16 protein-coding genes and 1 pseudogene are annotated in these 17,612 nt (G+C 37.0%); 4 read left to right on the top strand and 13 right to left on the bottom strand.

Going from position 1 to position 17,612, the window contains the following annotated elements; genetic code table 11:
• Positions 1-206: 206 nt before the first annotated feature.
• The 9 genes from rhuM to JEM65_RS08545 all read right to left on the bottom strand — a co-directional run bounded on the left by rhuM (position 207) and on the right by JEM65_RS08545 (position 9,197).
• Positions 207-1,190: a virulence protein RhuM/Fic/DOC family protein gene (gene rhuM, locus JEM65_RS08585; protein ID WP_199598553.1), complete on the bottom strand. Its 984-nt coding sequence runs from the start codon at positions 1,188-1,190 to the stop codon at positions 207-209.
• A 601-nt stretch (positions 1,191-1,791) separates the two neighbouring features.
• Positions 1,792-2,547 carry a DEAD/DEAH box helicase family protein gene (locus JEM65_RS08580; protein WP_199598551.1) on the bottom strand — a complete coding sequence of 252 codons (756 nt, stop codon included), beginning with the start codon at positions 2,545-2,547 and terminating at the stop codon, positions 1,792-1,794.
• Positions 2,548-2,700: 153 nt separating this feature from the next.
• A complete protein-coding gene (locus tag JEM65_RS08575) occupies positions 2,701-4,281 on the bottom strand; it encodes a type IV secretory system conjugative DNA transfer family protein (protein ID WP_199598549.1) in 1,581 nt (526 codons plus the stop codon).
• A 10-nt stretch (positions 4,282-4,291) separates the two neighbouring features.
• On the bottom strand, positions 4,292-5,323 hold the full coding sequence (gene mobB, locus JEM65_RS08570; protein WP_199598547.1) for a MobB family relaxase: 1,032 nt from the start codon (positions 5,321-5,323) through the stop codon (positions 4,292-4,294).
• Between the two features lie 11 nt (positions 5,324-5,334).
• Entirely contained in the window at positions 5,335-5,736 is a 402-nt protein-coding gene (locus tag JEM65_RS08565; RefSeq protein ID WP_199598545.1) for a BfmA/BtgA family mobilization protein, read from the bottom strand.
• Between the two features lie 856 nt (positions 5,737-6,592).
• Complete coding sequence (locus JEM65_RS08560) at positions 6,593-7,705, bottom strand: Fic family protein (RefSeq protein WP_199598543.1); 1,113 nt, start codon at positions 7,703-7,705, stop codon at positions 6,593-6,595.
• A gap of 230 nt (positions 7,706-7,935) precedes the next feature.
• Positions 7,936-8,370 (bottom strand): hypothetical protein, encoded by a 435-nt coding sequence (locus JEM65_RS08555; protein ID WP_199598541.1) that lies wholly within the window; start codon positions 8,368-8,370, stop codon positions 7,936-7,938.
• Between the two features lie 6 nt (positions 8,371-8,376).
• Entirely contained in the window at positions 8,377-9,027 is a 651-nt protein-coding gene (locus JEM65_RS08550; RefSeq protein WP_199598539.1) for a M48 family metallopeptidase, read from the bottom strand.
• Positions 9,024-9,197 (bottom strand): hypothetical protein, encoded by a 174-nt coding sequence (locus tag JEM65_RS08545; protein ID WP_199598537.1) that lies wholly within the window; start codon positions 9,195-9,197, stop codon positions 9,024-9,026. The genes JEM65_RS08550 and JEM65_RS08545 overlap by 4 nt, the downstream gene beginning before the upstream one ends.
• Before the next feature lie 360 nt (positions 9,198-9,557).
• On the opposite strand from JEM65_RS08545, the gene JEM65_RS08540 reads away from it, so the two are divergent.
• The 4 genes and pseudogenes from JEM65_RS08540 to JEM65_RS08520 all read left to right on the top strand — a co-directional run bounded on the left by JEM65_RS08540 (position 9,558) and on the right by JEM65_RS08520 (position 14,177).
• Positions 9,558-11,117 carry a Fic family protein gene (locus tag JEM65_RS08540; RefSeq protein ID WP_199598535.1) on the top strand — a complete coding sequence of 520 codons (1,560 nt, stop codon included), beginning with the start codon at positions 9,558-9,560 and terminating at the stop codon, positions 11,115-11,117.
• Between the two features lie 169 nt (positions 11,118-11,286).
• A pseudogene (locus JEM65_RS22375) lies at positions 11,287-11,862 on the top strand (aldose epimerase family protein).
• 200 nt (positions 11,863-12,062) lie between these two features.
• Positions 12,063-13,196: a Gfo/Idh/MocA family protein gene (locus tag JEM65_RS08525; RefSeq protein WP_199598531.1), complete on the top strand. Its 1,134-nt coding sequence runs from the start codon at positions 12,063-12,065 to the stop codon at positions 13,194-13,196.
• A gap of 9 nt (positions 13,197-13,205) precedes the next feature.
• On the top strand, positions 13,206-14,177 hold the full coding sequence (locus JEM65_RS08520; RefSeq protein ID WP_199598529.1) for a Kelch repeat-containing protein: 972 nt from the start codon (positions 13,206-13,208) through the stop codon (positions 14,175-14,177).
• Positions 14,178-14,447: 270 nt separating this feature from the next.
• Here the strand turns inward: JEM65_RS08520 and JEM65_RS08515 are convergent, their stop codons facing one another.
• From JEM65_RS08515 to JEM65_RS22855, 4 genes are all read right to left on the bottom strand, one after another.
• Entirely contained in the window at positions 14,448-15,410 is a 963-nt protein-coding gene (locus JEM65_RS08515; protein WP_199598527.1) for a glycosyl hydrolase, read from the bottom strand.
• A 140-nt stretch (positions 15,411-15,550) separates the two neighbouring features.
• A complete protein-coding gene (locus tag JEM65_RS08510; RefSeq protein ID WP_199598525.1) occupies positions 15,551-15,772 on the bottom strand; it encodes a hypothetical protein in 222 nt (73 codons plus the stop codon).
• A gap of 4 nt (positions 15,773-15,776) precedes the next feature.
• Complete coding sequence (locus JEM65_RS08505; RefSeq protein ID WP_199598523.1) at positions 15,777-17,042, bottom strand: DUF481 domain-containing protein; 1,266 nt, start codon at positions 17,040-17,042, stop codon at positions 15,777-15,779.
• A gap of 401 nt (positions 17,043-17,443) precedes the next feature.
• The gene (locus tag JEM65_RS22855) at positions 17,444-17,575 is read right to left on the bottom strand and encodes a hypothetical protein (protein ID WP_262895239.1); all 132 of its coding nucleotides are present in this window, start codon (positions 17,573-17,575) and stop codon (positions 17,444-17,446) included.
• Positions 17,576-17,612: the final 37 nt, after the last annotated feature.

Below are 17,612 nucleotides of genomic sequence, written 5' to 3'. Positions count from 1 at the left end.
TAGAACACATAACTTTTAGCATTAAGTTCATAGATTTCTTTTTAGCATAAGTAAGTTTTAATGCGTCATAAGGTTTTTGAAATTCGGATTCGCCAATTACTAATCTTTCATTCTTTAATTGTTCTCCGAGTGTGTTAAGTTACTTTCGCGTCTATTTAATTGGTCAATAGTTCCATATTTTTGATATTATTGTCGAGTCGGTAATTTTATGTATTTCTATTTAACACACTAATTACCAATCGCTTTACGGTCTCCATTTCTTCTGGTTTGCTAGAAGCAATAAAAAGTGTCAAACTGGCTAGTGTATCGTTACTGATTATGGGTTGCTGTTGCTTATTAAAAAGCATATTGTTTTGCTGTAAAAATTTTAAAAAACAAGCTGCTGCAATGCGTTTATTTCCATCTACAAACGAATGGTTTTTTACTACCAAATATAGAAGCATGGCTGCTTTGTCTTCCAATGTGGGATAAAAATCATCCGCTCCGAATCCTTTTGCAATTTGGGCAACGGAACTTTCAAAGCTTTTATCTTTTTCTTTACCAAAAACATCTGAATCAAACTCTGTTAGCATTTGATTGATCAATTTGTGATAGTCTTCCAAACTTGGGTATTCTGCTTCTCTTGTGGTTAAACCTTGGGCATCTAATTGTTCGTGGTCATAATCATCCAATAAACTTAAACCTTTGGCGAAGACAGCTAGCCATTCATCATCTGCTAACTTACCTTCAATGGCCCTCCCAACGGTTCGGGATAAAATTTGAATGCCATCTTTTAATAGTTTTACTTCTTGTTCTTTTTGAGCTAAACGTTTTTCATTAATGGCATGGCCTTTAACTAAATAGTCTTTTAAAACACAATTTGCCCATATTCTAAAAGCAGTTCCTTTTTTAGAATTAACTCTATATCCTACTGATAGAATTGCGTCAAGGTTATAAACATTAATATTTCTTTTTACGTCTCTATCTCCTTCTTGTTGAACTTGTGCAATTTTTGCACTAGTTGTTTCTTTATCTAATTCATTAGATTTATAAATATTTCTTAAATGACGACCAATGGAAGTTCTATCCGTATCAAAAAGAGCTTCAAGTTGATATTGATCCAACCAAACAGTTTCTCCATCTAGTTTTACATCTACAGTAATACCAGTTTCCTTATCTTGATATATCTCTATTTGGTTTTGCTCTTTCATTTGTTGTCTTTAGTGTTAGGTGCAAAATTTGCACCTAACACTTTTATTTATTTTTATGTTTTTAAGTGGTGTGTCGGAAATCTTGACCTACCACTTTTTTTGAACTGTCGCCTATTTTGCGATAGTTGCTAATTTAGCTTTTTAAGTTGTTGCAAAAAATGCGACAACTCGATTCTATCATTTTTTTTATTCCTAATTCTCCATTCCAAATGCATCATTTCCTTTCTGATTTTATCCTCTCCATCAAACCACTGGCATGTTCGTAATCTTTATCTGCCTTACATTTCGCAATTTCATCATCATTTAACAACTGGCCCTCTAATACTTTTTTAAGAATACTTTGACGCAGTGCTTGGGCTTTTATTAAGCTTTCTTTGATGCCCGTTTCTACGTTATCGCAAACGGATAGACGGGATTCGATTCTTGGACGATTTGGTGTTGTTCTTTAATTGAGCAGATCGGTACAGGAAAAGTTTTTAGGTCACTTAGATTTAATCCTGCTTTCACCGCTCCTTTTTGATTCTCGTTCAGATAATGAACTCCTCCGGATTTAGAAATAATCCAATAACCCACATACTTTTTATTAAATCCATCTTTTTGTCTACAATTGCACATTGTATAATTCGGTTAATTTCCGGTTATCGTCATTGGGCTGAAAGGTCATAAATTCCTGTTCTGCCTGTTCTCCAAGGTTTTTGGTATCTACTAAAAACAGGATACGTTTGGCATCTGCATGTTTTAACAACCGGTATACAAAGGTTGCTGCCGTTAATGTTTTGCCGGCACCCGTGGCCATTTGTATTAAAGCTTTGGGGCGGTTCTTTTTAAAAGAATGCTCTAGATTGTTAACAGCTACAATTTGAGCAGGACGGAGTCCTGTTTCGTCGACATCAGGAAGTGACAATAATCTTTTACGAAGGCTTTTTCCTTTCTTTAGCCAATCGGCAATTGTTTCTGGTTTATGGAACCAAAGCACGTTGCGTACTCGAGGTTTAGGATCTCGGTAATCTATAAATCTTGTTATGGTACCTGTGCTTTCATAAACGAAAGGCAAAGGATCGTTATTTAGGTATTTTAATTTGGCATTGGCATAGTTAGAAGATGGATCCTCGACACCCGTAAGGCGGTGTCCTTCATCTTCGCGCTTTGCTCCTATTATTCCGACTGGTTTACGGTTTACAAAAAGCACATAATCGGCAGGTCCAACATCTATAAGGTATTCGCGCACAGTAACTCCTCTACTAACAGATAAATCAACTTTATTTTTGGACTGAACTGTCCATCCTGCTTCTCGCAACATTGTATCGATTCTGTCGCGCGCTATTTGCTCAGGATTTTGATTAATGGTTGATGACATTGGTTGGTTAAAAGTTAAAGTTACCAAAGTACATAATATTATGTTAAGGTCTTGTTGATTACCTCTAACAATGCTCAAAATTAGAATTACAATAAAACGAATTCAGTCCAATTAGCACAAATTTTCTAATAGTATATATCAAAAATTTAAATTCTATCCAAATATTGATTTTGCTTCTCGATAAATCCGTTCAAAATTAGCTTCTAAATCTGCATTAGAAAACTCTTTAGCATCTGCTGGCAACTCTCTTTGGATATTAGCCAATTTAAACTGAACCTTTTTATCTTTACCATCTGCATAAGTGATAAATTCGCCTTGTTTCAATCTAAAGAATACATCTGCCCTTATTTTCGGAATTTCCTTTTCTCCTGTAGTAACTCGCGTATCAAAGTCCAGATTATAACCTCGACTCACACTTTTGGTTGGATCTTTAATAATTTCAAAAAAGCGTTCGTAATACTTCGCAGTATCAGGATCGTTGACCTTTCCAAAAAACTGGTAAGAAAGGTTGCTCAAAATAGCCTTGCTCGCCTTATCCCCATACATCATATCGTTTTGGATCTTGTCCTGCATCACGTAGATGGTGGATACATTATAACTCCGCAATGTAGCAGGAATCCGGTGCATATTCAATAAGCGAATGGTAGGCGCTTCTTCCATCAAAAGAAATGAAGGTTTACTATTGCGAACGCTCATTTGCTTGGTTATGGTGTGGATGATCGTAGCGATAACAGGCGAATAAGAGGTTTCAAATTTCGGATTGTTCACAATGGAAATGATGGCGGGATTGTCATCATCATTGATATTCAAAGGCACTTCATCTGCTGACAATGCCATAAAAATACGCTGTGTACTAATTCGTTTCAGTGCATTGGCCAAGGTGCTCTTTACACCTGCGGTCTGCCGTTCAGAATCCTTCCCACTGACAAAGGCATCTGCCATTGCCCTTGATGTGGTATTGGTTTCCAAAAACTTGATAAGGCTTTCGGTATTTAAGTATTGATATACGGCAATCAAATGAGGCAGCGTGCAGAATTCGGGATAGTCCGTTTTTAGTTTCCAAATCAATCCTCCTATCAGACCTTCCGCAGCATCATTGAAGAATTTGGTTGTTCCCCATGTTCCAGACTCCCTTTGTTCCAATAGGTTTTCGATCAATACCCGCGACACCTCATTGACGCTCTCCTCGTTCTCCAGATAACGTGGCGCAATAGGATTTACCCTATGGATGATTTTGTCGAAGGAAATGATCTTAAATGGGATGTTGCCATTTTTAAAAAGTGGGTAGGCCATTTCGGTCAATTCAAAATCTTTATAATCGTGGATGATTCCACAAAAGCCTTCTTTCCGGAAGTGTTTTAGAAAACCATAAACAACACTCTCAGTTTTGCCGCTTCCCGCAGAACCAATAATTGATGCCCCTCGTTTGATGTTGTCGATTTTGAAATTTCCTTTATCGGTGGCAAAGTTGACCTGATATTTGAGGTTTCCATTGATTGGCGCTTCATTTTTATGCAGGAACACATACATGCCTACGTTAACCAAAATTAGCGGACAAACTATATAGAGTGCTAATAATACGAGTTGGATGTCTTCACTTAGAAAAAAAACAAAAATACCAAGCATCAGAAAATTGATCACAAAGGCATACCTGCTTATCCTATATATGCCATAGAAAATGCTACTGGTCACACCAATTATTAAAAGTGTCGATAAAAGATTGTCCAGATACATAATTCTAAATTTAGATGCCGATGGAACTTGATTTGATGGCGACTTCCACACCACGTCGCAGACCTTTAAACAGTTTCATTGCCAATTGTCCTTGCGTAACGGGAATGCTAGGCATCATCGGCAGGCCTGTTTTGCCCATCAATTTGAAGGCTAATGCTTTTTCATTGGTAGGCAATTTCATCAGTGCTGCAAAATAGATCTTTGGATTCTTAATAAAATCCTTCCTCGCTTGATAGGTTTCCGCAAAGTTTCGATGGTATCCAAAAGTCTTATCGAAGGTTTTTTCTGCCTTCTCAAAAAAACTGTCCCGATCAAAACCACGCTTGACCTCCTTCCCATTCAGTTCTACATTGGACGCTTTATACTTGCTTCCAGGAGACAAGCTGAATTTGTTGGACGCATCCTTTCGGCTCACGATGATATGGATATGACTTTGGCTTCCCTCCTTTTCCATTCCCTGAACGATCCGTTTACCTTCCTGTTGGTGTGGCGCTTCCCGTTCCAATTTTGTTATTTCTTTCTCTTTATATTTAATATTTCCTTCCATCGTACCGTTTCCAATTTTGCGGATGTCGGTTTTAAGCTGTAATATTTTCGTGGCAAAAGGTTGGTTTTCCCGCACCTGCAGGTCTGATCCCTTAAATGTGCGTTGATGCTCAATTTTAGCATAGTATTTTATGTCATCAATGGTAACCGGATTTCCGTTGATTTCCCGATTAAACGACGTTACATAATCCTTCATCAGCTCACGGCTGTACTTTTTTAAATCTTCACTGTTGTCCTGTAATTTTCCCAATTCATATTTGGAGGGACTGACTGTTATTGAATAGAATCTAGGCTCCATATTTTCCAATTTTGCAGTATTGCCATCGATTTCCTTAATCACTTCTTCTGCTGAAATTTCATCGCCAAACTGATTGAAAAAACATTCCATGTCTTCCTGTTCCAAACCTTGATTCTCTTTCTCCAAATAGCCCACGAAATCCGTTGCACTTTTAGAATAGTTCCCGCCCATTTTTTGGGATGTAATGGTTATATACATAGCTCAAAAAATTAAAGTTCGTTGGTCGTGTTTCGTTTCTCCTCAAATCGTACCGTCTTCTTTTCTTCGATAAATTTCTTCTCTAAAATCAAAGTTTTGTCTTTGGGTTCTTCGGTTTGAAAAAGCGATTCCAACATGGCCAGGGCCGGTTTGGTTTGGGTCTTTTCAATATCCCGCTGAATGGCAATAATCGCATTCAACCGTTTCAGCAAATTAGTCTCAACGGTATTTAAACTAACTGCAATAGTCCTCCCTGTCGGACCAAAATTTTCCTTTGGAGAGATCTCATTGTAAAAGAAAAAAGCGAGCATAGTTGCCATGGCATCGGTATGCGATTTGAAATGAGTTCTTGAAAATTCCTGAAAACGTTTGGCAGTTTTCCTTTTGAACCTGATAGTGATGAATGAATCCATTTTCTTTCGCTTTTTTGTGTGTTTGACGTAAATCCATCCCTGTTTACAGGCTGTTTGGGGGCATTTGACGCAAATTGAAGAAATCTAAAAAATCAATTAACTTTCAAATGATTGAAAATCAATGATTTATACACGAAAAGGAATATGTAACGTGGCTCTGCCCGTTACCCTCTTGCTATTCCATTCCTTCATTTCATTTCGGTGCTTCCATACTTTTTATCAAAAGCTAAAAAACCAAATCTGGATGATTGGTAACAATCCATTTTTTAACAGAATTAAATTTAAGTTCTTAAACTATCCTCAAAAAAACACCAGAATTATTTGTCTTTAAATTTTTGACCGTCATTTAAATAAACCAATAGTTAAGCCATATAATTTGGGTTAAAATGCTGTCAATTGGTTGCCAAAATGACATATATCCATATACTTATTATATCCAGAGGTGTTTTCCTTTTCAAATGAACTTGATTAAGTGGGATTTTAATGGTTGTACCACTTTAGAACAACTGTATAAGGACAATGAACGTGCGATTCATTTAATTCCATTTACTTCCCATAGAGCCGTCGCGTTACCTTTTCAGTAACCACTACTAAAATTCAGGATGAGTAAGGACTTATAAAAGGGAGTGCGCGACCGATTATGCAGTCCGTCTCGTTCTGAATTTTAAAACTTTGTGGATTAAAAGGATGAAGTGATTTGTTTCTGAAGCGGACGCTGTCGCTTTTTCTGCGACTGGGTTCAAGATGGTTTAGTGAACCTCTTTTCTCGGAATGAAGCCCTTCGACTTCGCTCAGGACAGGCCTTTTCTGGCGAAATGTAGAGGAATGGGGTGGAACGGATTTTAATGTAATGACATTATTCTACTTCTAAAGCTAGCTCATAACGTGTACTCCTGCCACCACCAATTGGAATGAATATACCTTTGCTAACCAAATCTTGAAGATCCCGAGTGGCAGTAGCCTTTGAGGTTTTTGTGATGCCTATATATTTACGGGCGTTCATTCCTCCTTCAAAACCTTTTGGGCCTTCTTCTAACATTCTTTGAACTGCACGCAATTGTCTATCATTTAATTGCTCATTAAAGCGGTCAAAAAAACGAGCTTTTTTTAAGGTAAAAGCTACTTCTTGTGTTGTTTGTTCTTGCGCAATAAGAACGGTTTTAACAAAATAAGCTAGCCACTCCGTTATATCATTTGATTTTTGTGCTTTTTCAAGTTGGTGATAATAGGCGCGTTTATCAGCTTCAATACCTCTCGACAGACTTATTAGTATGGGTCTGTTTGCATATTGAGAAAGTGCCTTTTCAGAAATACATCTTCCCAACCTCCCATTCCCATCTTCAAAAGGATGTATACTCTCAAAATACAAATGTGCAATTGCTGATCGTATAATAGGTTTTTTGATGGGATGCTTGCCTGATGGACTACTATCATTAAACCATTGTAGAAATTGTTTCATTTCATTCGGAACAGCATCGGAAGGTGGCGCTTCAAAATGTTCTTTTTGTTTACCTAGAGCTCCAGAGATAACCTGCATCGGTTCGTTGTGGGTGCGCCAGGTTCCTACAACAACATCTTTTGCTCCCATCATTAATGATGAATGCCAAGCAAAAAGTTTTTTTTGTGTCAGTGGATCCGAAAAGGTTTCCCGAACATCCGTGAGTAAAGCCGCCATTCCTGTTGCTCTTTGATCTGAAACCAAATCCTTCGGCATATTGAGTCCAAGATTATTTCTTACAGAAGATTTGACATCTTCTCGCTCTAGATATTCTCCCTCGATTTCTGATGACTTCATGGCTTCGGCAACCATAGTTTGTATGACAGCTTCCACTTGTTCCTCTCGATCCAAGCCCTCTAAATAACCCTCTAACTGACCTACACGACACATATAGTCAAACAACAGATCCTCTACTTTCTCGAAAGAATAAGTAAAGTTAGGCCATTCCGGTTGCTGCCAATTATAAATCATGATGAGCCGATTAAAATATTTATTCGGCTCAAATATACTAAATTTTTGAGTTGATTAGGTTAATATATCGGCTCAAGTTTAAATATTCATCTTAAAACAAATCAAATATATTGTGGAAATGACTGGGTTTAAGATGCTATAACAAACCTTTTTATACAATGCAGATTTTTGCCGATTGAGGGAATGAGTATGTGCTGGAGGTAGGGGTTTATATCTTTAGTAGATACTATCTACAACCTGAAGACAACATCTTCTTCTACCATTTGTTTAACGTCAATGGTTGGAAGTAAATACTCATTATAAACGGTACCTTCTGTTTTAGCATGAAGAATTCCTCTCGCTGAACCGACAGTTAAAACTGCAAAATGAATAGCTAATCCTTTTGAAACTAAATAAGAACCATCACCCTGTTTTACCTTGTTTATAAAATCGTTCTTCTCGATATCAAAAATAGCTTGGACTTCCAAAATCAGAAAAGGCTGATTTACTTTTTTCTCAAAAGAGAACTTAACGTTACAAGATATAACGTGTTCATCAATATCCACGCCGAAACCAACTTTAGAAATCAAGTTGACAGTTCCTGTTTTTTTATAGGCCACATCAATCGAGGCAAAAGAAACGGTACGTAACCCTGTGAATGCAAAACCCAGTTGGTTGTAAGTCATAATATTTTAAATTTGACCAGCAGTATATTGATATGCGTTCATACTTTCTATAGTTGTAGCCAAAAATGCGTTTTTCTTTGTAACAGATGCCGAATTTAAATCGGATTCAATCACTTTTTGTTGACATTTATAAACAATTTGCATGTCTCTTCCTACAGTTTTAGATTTAACTGTTGGTTTTCCATTTATTGAAGGATTTGAAATGACCACACCTAGCGCATCTGAAATCTTGTCCAATGTTTCAAAGGTTAGATTAGATTTTGCTCGTAATCTATACCATTCTAATACCAAAGTTTCCGCTTTTTCCTTGCTTGACGTGTAAACCTCAATAAAACGACCTTTATATTTTACTTCGTTTTTATCGGATGGTGTTAACTTTAAACGATACTGTCTGCCCAAATATAAATGAGTCTCTCCACTTACATATTTTCTTTTTGTAGTTCTGGGATGAAAGGACAAAAAATAGCTTTGCTGCTTTAAAATCCAAGGCGCTTTTTTCTTGACCTTTTTTTTAATGACTTCATTAGTTGTGTTTTCAGGCGAATTGATTACAACTTCCATTTCTGGATTTACCGTTATACCCAATGTTTTTCTGTTTGAAAAACGTATCGTATAGTCTATTCGCTGTGATCCAAAATCGATAAAATCTTTCATCATTTATATCTAATTTTGGCGATGTCAACTATTTGTTCTGCAATACTATCTATTTCTTTAAAAGATAAATCCAATGCATATTTATCTCTGACCTCATCAATCAAATAATCTCCGATTTTAAATATCATTTTCTTTGGAACATCCACTTTCGTCTGCCAATCTACTATTTTCAATTGTAGTAGCTAAATGACACTTTAGTAAATTTTCGAGAAGAATAGTGAATATTAGTTGTTTTCTTGAAAGTTTACTAAAAATATTTTTGAAATTTACAATTGACTTTAAATAAGATTGCCATTGTATCAAGCAATCAATTCCAAGACATCTTACTTTAATTGATCTTTTAAGATTTTTACTCTATTCATCAAATATAAAATGTCATTTTTTAACAGTTTATTCATGTGTACATCAATGTTTATTTGATATATTTGCATCAATCAATAATAATAACACGTCATTAATTAATAACATAAGTACATCTTTAAAAAATAACAATAACACATCGTTAATTAATAGTATTATCCCAAATTAATAAAATGGCAACACCAGGAGAGAAATTAGCCAAATCATTAGAAAAATTAAAAATAATTCAAGATCAAGAATTGGTTGCCATAAAAGCGTCTGATTTGACCAGAGTACATAGAGAGCGATTGGTTAAGAATGGATTTATTCGTGAGGTTATTAAAGGATGGTACATCGCTGCACCGCATGATGAGCAAAAAGGGGATAGTACTTCTTGGTTTTCTTCCTTTTGGGAATTTTGTGCGAGATATTTAGAAGATAGATATGGGGATGATTATTGTGTGTCTGCTGAACAATCCCTAATGCTTCATGCAGGAAATAATTCTGTTCCAACGCAATTAATCATACGTTCCTCTAAAGGCAACAACTTACCCACTTCATTACTATTTGGAACATCTCTTTTTGTTATGAAATCTACATTGCCAAATGTGGCAGAGATAGAAGTGCTAAATGGCATCAGGGTGGTTAATCTAGCATCATCTATAGTTTATTCCACACCATCCGTATTCACAAAACAGTCTATAGAATCCCGAACCGCTCTAATGATGGTTAAAGATGCTTCTGAACTGCTAAGTATTTTACTTGATGGCGGTCATTCAACTATTGCAGGCAGGTTGGTCGGAGCCTTTAGAAATTTAGGACAAGACAAAATCGCGGATGATATTTTAAAAACCATGAAATCAGCCGGCTACGATGTTAGGGAGTCAGACCCTTTTGAAGAACCCACACCTATTAAGTTCGATTTACGGGAACGTTCACCTTATGTGAATCGTATTAAACTGATGTGGCATAATATGAGAAAGGATATCGTAGATGTATTTCCAAAAGCTCCGGGAATACCAGAAGATAAAACAGCCTACATTAAAAATATAGAAGAAATTTACATAACAGATGCCTATCATTCTTTATCTATTGAAAGGTATACAGTAACACTTGCACTCATTGAACGTGTAAGGACTGGTGCATGGGATGCTAAAGAAAATGAACAAGACCGTAAGCAAAAGGACGCTATGGCAGCAAGAGGTTATTGGCAGGCTTTTAAGACTGTAAAAGAAAGTGTCGTTAGAATTTTAGAGGGAGAAAATTCAGGAAAAGTAGTTGATAAAGATCATGGCGATTGGTATCGAGAATTATTTTCTCCGAGTATCGCTGTTGGTTTACTGAAAGCTTCAGATTTGGCTGGATACAGAAATGGACAGGTATATATAAGCCAATCTAAGCATACACCAATAAACAAAGAAGGTGTGCGTGACGTAATGCCCTTGTTATTTGAATTAATAGAAAATGAAGAACACGCTAGCGTTAGAGCTGTATTAGGCCATTTTATTTTTGTATATACACATCCATATATGGACGGTAATGGACGTATGGGAAGGTTTTTAATGAACGTAATGCTTGCCTCAGGAGGCTACCCTTGGACTGTTATCCCTGTTGAGGAACGGGATCAATATATGAATGCTTTTAAGAGTGCTAGCTTTGGCCAAGATATAAAACCATTTGCAGAATATATTACCTATTTGGTTAAGGCAGGCTTAAAGGGAACACCTATAGCTAAAATAGACTCGATAAATTAAATATGATTCCATTTAAGTTAAATTGACTATAATCCCTTCTTGTAATTTTAAAGTTTTCATAAAAAGGGGCTAATTTGGTGTCACTAAATTTTGAGGGTCGTTTTAAGCCCTATAAACCCTCAAAAAATGGAATTTTAGTTAGTTCCTCTTTTCAGATTTTAAATTAAAGGTGCGCTATCTTTCCAAAGATGGCGAGGAAGGCTATCCAGGAAATCTAAATGTTGAAGTGCTTTATTCGCTTACCGACGACAACGAACTGAAAATTGAATATTCCGCAAAAATCGATAAAAGCACTCCTATTAATCTCACCCCCCATTCTTATTTTAATTTGGAGGGCGCAGGTATTGACACGTTAAAACATCACGCACTTCAAATCAATGCGGACTATTTTTCTGAAGTCAGTGAAGACCAAATTCCCATCAATACAACATCGGTTTAAGGAACGCCATTTGATTTTAGAAGTTTTAAACCCATTGGAAAAGACATCGAAAAGCAAAATGAACAACTGAAAATTGGCGTTGGCTATGACCATAATTATATTTTGAATGGCGACGGACTTAAATTGGCCGCAACAGTGAAAGCTCCAAAATCCGGAATCATAATGGAAGTTTTGACCACCGAACCTGGAATGCAATTTTTTAGTGGAAACTTTCTCAACGAAATGGAAACAAGAAAAAATGGGTCATCTTATTCAAAAAATGCTGCATTTTGTTTGGAAAGTCAACATTTTCCTGATAGTCCTTAACCAGCCAGAATTCCCTTCCACTGTTCTAAATCGCGGTGAAGTTTACCACTCATTATGCATTTATAAGTTTAGCAATTAAATTGATTCACGTACATTTTCTATTTCAGATTTGCTCTACTGCATCATTACTACCATTAAATGATTAAAAAGTTTTAATAGGAATACTTTCGTTTTCTTAATTTTAAGGAAAGAAACAAGTTATGAATCGTCGACCTTTTATAAAACAACTGCTACACATTTCTGGCGGCACGCTACTCGCCTCCCAAATGCCATTTTTATTGAGTTGCAAACCATTTGATAGCAAAGAAAAATTGGGCATTGCCTTGGTAGGTTTGGGAAATTATGCAACGCATCAATTGGCGCCCGCAATTTTGGAAACAAAGCATTGCTATCTCGCGGGTATCGTCACCGGAACTGAAGCGAAAGAAGCCGTTTGGATGTCTAAATACAACATCAAAAAAGAGAATGTCTATAACTATGATAACTTCGACAGCATAAAAGATAATCCTGAAATTGACATTATTTATGTGGTATTACCGAATAGCATGCATGCGGAATTTACCATTAGAGCAGCGAAAGCAGGCAAACATGTCATTTGTGAAAAACCGATGGCGACCTCTGTTGCCGATTGTAAAAAAATGAATGCAGCCTGTAAAGCGGCCAACAAAAAATTATCCATCGGTTACCGATTGCATTTTGACCCTTTCAATGACCAAATGATGCGTTTAGGACAGAATAAAGTATATGGCAACCGTATGGACATTAACACCGACTTTTCGTTTACATTGAATGACCCAAATAGTTGGCGGACCAAAAAGAAGTTTGCTGGTGGCGGACCGTTGATGGATTTAGGTATTTATTGTTTGCAAGGCTGCATTTATACTTTTGGTGAACTTCCGACAGAATTGCGAGCTAAGGCTTCAACAAAAAACAGTGCATTATTCAAGGATGTAGAAGGCACTATGGAATGGGAAATGACCTTTCCTTCAGGAAAAGCGAACTGCAAGACAAGCTACGAAACGCCATTTGCCTCTTATCTGACCGCTAAAACCGAAAAAGGCACTTTGGAATTGAATCCATCTTTTAACTATGACGGATTGAGTGGCAGCACACCAGATGGCCCAATGCAAGTACAAAACGTAAATCAACAAGCATTGCAAATAGACGCTTTTGCACTGAATGTTCTGAATGACACAAACACAATCGTTTCTGGGGAAATGGGATTACGAGACCTTTATTTAATTGAAAAAATCCAAGAGTCGGCAGCGCAGAATGGTAAATTAATCCAGCTTAATGATGTTCCAAACTATTTAGATTTGAGACCATTACTTTAATATTCAACTATGAAAAAAACGTATACTTTCTTAATCCTTTCGTTATATTTTAATTTTATCAACGCGCAACAAAATTGGACCACTATTTCAACCGAAACTGCCTGTACAGCAAGACACGAATGTGGATTTGTGTCCCATCAAGACCAACTCTATCTTATTGGCGGTCGTGGCATTAAGCCCATTGATGTATTTAATGTGGTCACACAAAACTGGATTGCGCTGGAGAACACACCCTTTGAAGTCCATCACATTACACCACTTTCTGTCATTGGTTCCATTTATATCGTTGGAGGTTTTACTGGCAATTATCCTAATGAAACACCTTTGACCCATGTTTTCAAAGTTAATCCTGAGGCCAATAGTTGGGAAGCTGTTTTGGAAATACCATCACAGAGAAGACGTGGTGCAGCAGGTGTAACGGTCTATAAGGATAAGATTTATATAGCCAATGGTATTACCGAAGGACATACAAAAGGCACCACGTTTATGTTTGATGTTTACGACCCAAAACAAAATACGTGGACCATTTTACCAGATGCGCCTACTATAAGAGATCACAGCAGTGCTGCGGTGGTTGATAATAAATTAGTGGTTCTTGGTGGTCGAAATACTAGCTATCATGAGGCTGACAACTTTGAAGCCTTCTTTGGAAAAGTTAATCCGACTGTAGATTATTTTGAGTTTTCAACTGAAAAATGGAGCACTTACGAAGCAGAGCTTCCTGCCCCGTCAGCAGGTGGTGGCTGTGTCGTCTTAAACGATAAGATCGTCTTTATTGGTGGAGAAACAGAAAACAAAGCCGCCAACACACAAGCTTACGTTTTTGACAGTGTTTCTGAAACATGGTCACAAATGCCATCGTTACAAGTAGGGCGCCATGGGACGAACGCTGTAGTACATAATAATCAGATTTATATGGCGGCTGGATGCGGTAACCAAGGCGGTAGTCCTGAATTAAATTCTATTGAGGTTTTTAAATAAAATATGAATAATTCATCTGAACACACATATATTATCTACAACTAAAAACATGGGATACTGTGAAAGAATCGGGGCAACAGGTATATTTCCGCTAACTGATAAGTCCATTACTCAGACAATCGAAAACATATACGAACTATTTAAAATCGCCACTTAGTACATTATACTAAACGGCATTTGAACGCTGGTTTGCAAACCGCTTCCGTAGTGTTCAGCACTTAAAATTTTGATTTGACTTCAAAAATTCTTGACTCCCTGAAATAGCAGTAATTATTTCATATCTTTTAAGTGGATTATGTTTTCTTTGGAAATTGCTATTTTGTAGGCGTCCAAGACAATAGCATTTGTCTCGATTCTGGCATCTTTCCAGTCGTGCCATTGAAATCCGATTTTATCAGACCAGTATGCCCAATCCCAGTTTATATAGCAAAATGCCTTAATGCCCGGATTATCATTTAGCATCTCGAAATAGGGTTTGAACCAATTGTCCCAAGACTTTTTCCCTTCTGATACTCCCACGTATCTCGGTGTGGCTTCGCCAATCATAACAGGCTTTTTATGGTCTTCTGCCAGCTCAAAAAAGGCTTTTAACGCGGGATTACTGAATTCATCCGGACTGAATATATCGATGCCCCACCAATCTACATAACTGTCGCCAGGGTAAAATTCCATGAGCTCTTCATGATTCATAAAATTTGCCGAGCCACCGCCCGAACACCAAACCGTGGCTGACTTTATATTTTGAATTTTAAAATCATTAAAAATTTTCTTAAATACTGCACGATAATATTTGGGCGTATAACCATTCCAATCGCCTTCAAATTCATAGCCGATTCGTGTATATGTTGGTCGGTCCAATTTTAAAAGTTGCTTGTAAAATTCTTTTAATTGATTGTCCAGTTTACCTTCGGCGACATCCTTATCTCGTCCTGCTCCTTTATCTTTTCCTCCAGTAAAGGCCAATCCTATTTGGGGAATCAATCCTTCTGGTAGGCTTTCTAAATCCTTCCTCAATTTTTCGCCCCATTTGGTAATCCCCTCAATATCCTGGTTGATATTGACATAGGTCATATAAATAACTGGCGTAAGTTCTTTACCCACAGCATTCATATAATCCTTAAAACCATCAATATCTTGCCCTGCGCCATGGTAAATTCCCGTTTCTGGCTCGTATTTGGCATTGTAAAACTCATGGAGAATCTTAGTATCTTGAGCATGAACTTTTAAAACCATTAGAAAAAAAAGTAACATTACGAATCTCATACAAATTAATTTATTTGTTTTTTGAATAAATTTTACGCCATTCACTTTATAAGTTTTTATCATATATTTTAACTAAATTAAAATAAGTACAAACTGCTATTTCAATAGCATTAAAATTTAAAATCAAAGTCCAAACGGATACTACTACCAGTTTCTTTAAACGCACCATTAGCGACAATTTGTTCCACGAGGTAATATTTTAATATTAGATTCTTATTTCTATTCATCATATATTCGTAAACCAACTTCATTACTATAAAATTGGTAAGACTACCATTTTCTCCATATTTCAGAAGCCTTCCTGTTCTTGCCCTACCTTTCAGTAAGTCCATAAAGTTATAACCGGGTATTGATTATAGTATTGAATGCAGAACCAAAAGTGTAGCTCAATCCAATGCTTAAGTTTAACTCAAAGTCCGTTGCAATCTGCTTCTGTCGCAACAGGACATCTTCTATAGAGGCACTGCCGCCAGAAAGGTTAATCTGGTCATGGACAATTTCGAAATTTCCTGAAAAACGTACTGCCAGACCCTTGAAAACTCGAACGGAAATACTACTATAAAGTTGCAAGCTATTTTTTGAAAAATCGTTTAAAAAACTGGAACCCCTCAACCTTGAGTCCAAGTTTCCCCACGGTTGTCTAAATCTTAACTGAACCTCCAAAGAATGATTGAACATACCTTCCTGCGATTGAAAAAACAGGGTAGGTTCGATATAATCGTTATGAAAATATCCAATCTTGTAGGCAAAAGTAATTTCCCTCCTAAGCACCTCGTTGTACGGAAATATATTGTACTCGACAGCTGTGGAAACAAAGTAACGGAAATCGAGGTTCTTAAAAGTATCATGGAGTGCGCCCGTGAATATACCCGTGGACCAGTGATCGGAAAGGCTGCGTACAACACTTCCCTCGCCTGAATACAGAACGCGGTCGCTGGTAAACGTTTCGTCTTCACGGAAAAATCTACTATTTGACTGGTTCATTTGAAAATCTGACCGAATTCTCCATTTCTCGCTGACCCGATCACTTTTTAATCCCAGCTCATACTCAAATTCCTTTTTGCTCGATTCCTTGTCCAACCGGGCTTCGCCATAAATTTCAAATAGCCAATTGTTCCAAGGGTCGTCAAAATCGATATCCTGACGTTCCGCAAGGCCTTCGTCCGAAATCTTGTAAACGACCTTGTCCGCCAGGTTTGATTCCATAACATATTTGAGCAGTCCCGATCTTACCTTTTCTACTAGGCCTTTACGAACATCATCGGGCGACAAGTTGGTATTGGTGTCAAAAATCCTTTCGTTTATGATCCCTTCATAATCGCCCGATCCCTTAAAGTCCAATGTATAGGTTCGGCCACCGCTGCCGTTGGCAATATCATAAATAAAAAGTTTTATATTGGCCAGAGCTTGGTCCCGTACATGGTCCACAAAATTTATATCCTGTTGGATGTAGCTTTGATCACAATTACAATCAACAAAAAGTTTAAGAGCTGCCTTTGATTCTTCTTGAGAAACACCAACAACCGAACAGAGGAGTGCAAGAAAAAAGATCCATTTTCTTATGATTGCCAAAGTATGTTCTCTTACTATATTTTTTTCCATTTGTTAGTTTCCTTTTTGAAAACCACCTTCTTCGCGAGTGGACATGATGTTTTGGCTGTGCCTTTTATGAATACACTGAACTCAACTGACCCCTTTGTCTATTTGATTTCGGTAAAAACAAAATTTATCTAAAATCATTATTTATAAATTACCTTGATCGCCGCTCCCTTTTCTATTGTAAAAAGTCTTCTATTCACTGCCGGATCGTTTGGCCAATTGTGGTTATACACACAATAAGTATCAGTACATGGTGTAAATATCCATCGAAAACGGGTATTGGACCTTAGAATCTCACTTACATCATCAAACTGAATGTTTGACGAAAACAAAATATCGGGTGTAAAATCGAGTCCTGCTCCTGTATCTTTTCCTCCAGTATAGGTCAATCCTATCTGTGATATCTATTCTTCTGGAAGACTTTCCAAATCCTTCAGCAATTTTTCGCCCCATTTTGTAATCCCCTCAATATCCTGATTGATATTGATATAGGTCATATAAATAACTGGTGTATGTGCTTTACCCACGGCATTCATGTAATCCTTACAACTATTAAAATCTTGACCTGCGCCG

Source organism: Gelidibacter salicanalis (assembly GCF_016469035.1).
Lineage (GTDB): Bacteria > Bacteroidota > Bacteroidia > Flavobacteriales > Flavobacteriaceae > Gelidibacter > Gelidibacter salicanalis_A.
The sequence above is the reverse complement of the archived record's forward strand: the minus strand, read 5'-3'. Positions and strand labels throughout refer to the sequence as shown.

Coding starts and splice junctions, on each gene's coding strand:
- JEM65_RS08510 (WP_199598525.1), bottom strand. CDS start 15,772: ATGGACTTACTGAAAGGTAGGGCAAGAACAGGAAGGCTTCTGAAATAT.
- JEM65_RS08520 (WP_199598529.1), top strand. CDS start 13,206: ATGAAAAAAACGTATACTTTCTTAATCCTTTCGTTATATTTTAATTTT.
- JEM65_RS08555 (WP_199598541.1), bottom strand. CDS start 8,370: ATGACTTACAACCAACTGGGTTTTGCATTCACAGGGTTACGTACCGTT.
- JEM65_RS08525 (WP_199598531.1), top strand. CDS start 12,063: ATGAATCGTCGACCTTTTATAAAACAACTGCTACACATTTCTGGCGGC.
- mobB (WP_199598547.1), bottom strand. CDS start 5,323: ATGTATATAACCATTACATCCCAAAAAATGGGCGGGAACTATTCTAAA.
- JEM65_RS08575 (WP_199598549.1), bottom strand. CDS start 4,281: ATGTATCTGGACAATCTTTTATCGACACTTTTAATAATTGGTGTGACC.
- JEM65_RS08565 (WP_199598545.1), bottom strand. CDS start 5,736: ATGGATTCATTCATCACTATCAGGTTCAAAAGGAAAACTGCCAAACGT.
- JEM65_RS22855 (WP_262895239.1), bottom strand. CDS start 17,575: ATGAATGCCGTGGGTAAAGCACATACACCAGTTATTTATATGACCTAT.
- JEM65_RS08580 (WP_199598551.1), bottom strand. CDS start 2,547: ATGTCATCAACCATTAATCAAAATCCTGAGCAAATAGCGCGCGACAGA.
- JEM65_RS08560 (WP_199598543.1), bottom strand. CDS start 7,705: ATGATTTATAATTGGCAGCAACCGGAATGGCCTAACTTTACTTATTCT.
- JEM65_RS08550 (WP_199598539.1), bottom strand. CDS start 9,027: ATGATGAAAGATTTTATCGATTTTGGATCACAGCGAATAGACTATACG.
- JEM65_RS08515 (WP_199598527.1), bottom strand. CDS start 15,410: ATGGTTTTAAAAGTTCATGCTCAAGATACTAAGATTCTCCATGAGTTT.
- JEM65_RS08505 (WP_199598523.1), bottom strand. CDS start 17,042: ATGGAAAAAAATATAGTAAGAGAACATACTTTGGCAATCATAAGAAAA.
- rhuM (WP_199598553.1), bottom strand. CDS start 1,190: ATGAAAGAGCAAAACCAAATAGAGATATATCAAGATAAGGAAACTGGT.
- JEM65_RS08540 (WP_199598535.1), top strand. CDS start 9,558: ATGGCAACACCAGGAGAGAAATTAGCCAAATCATTAGAAAAATTAAAA.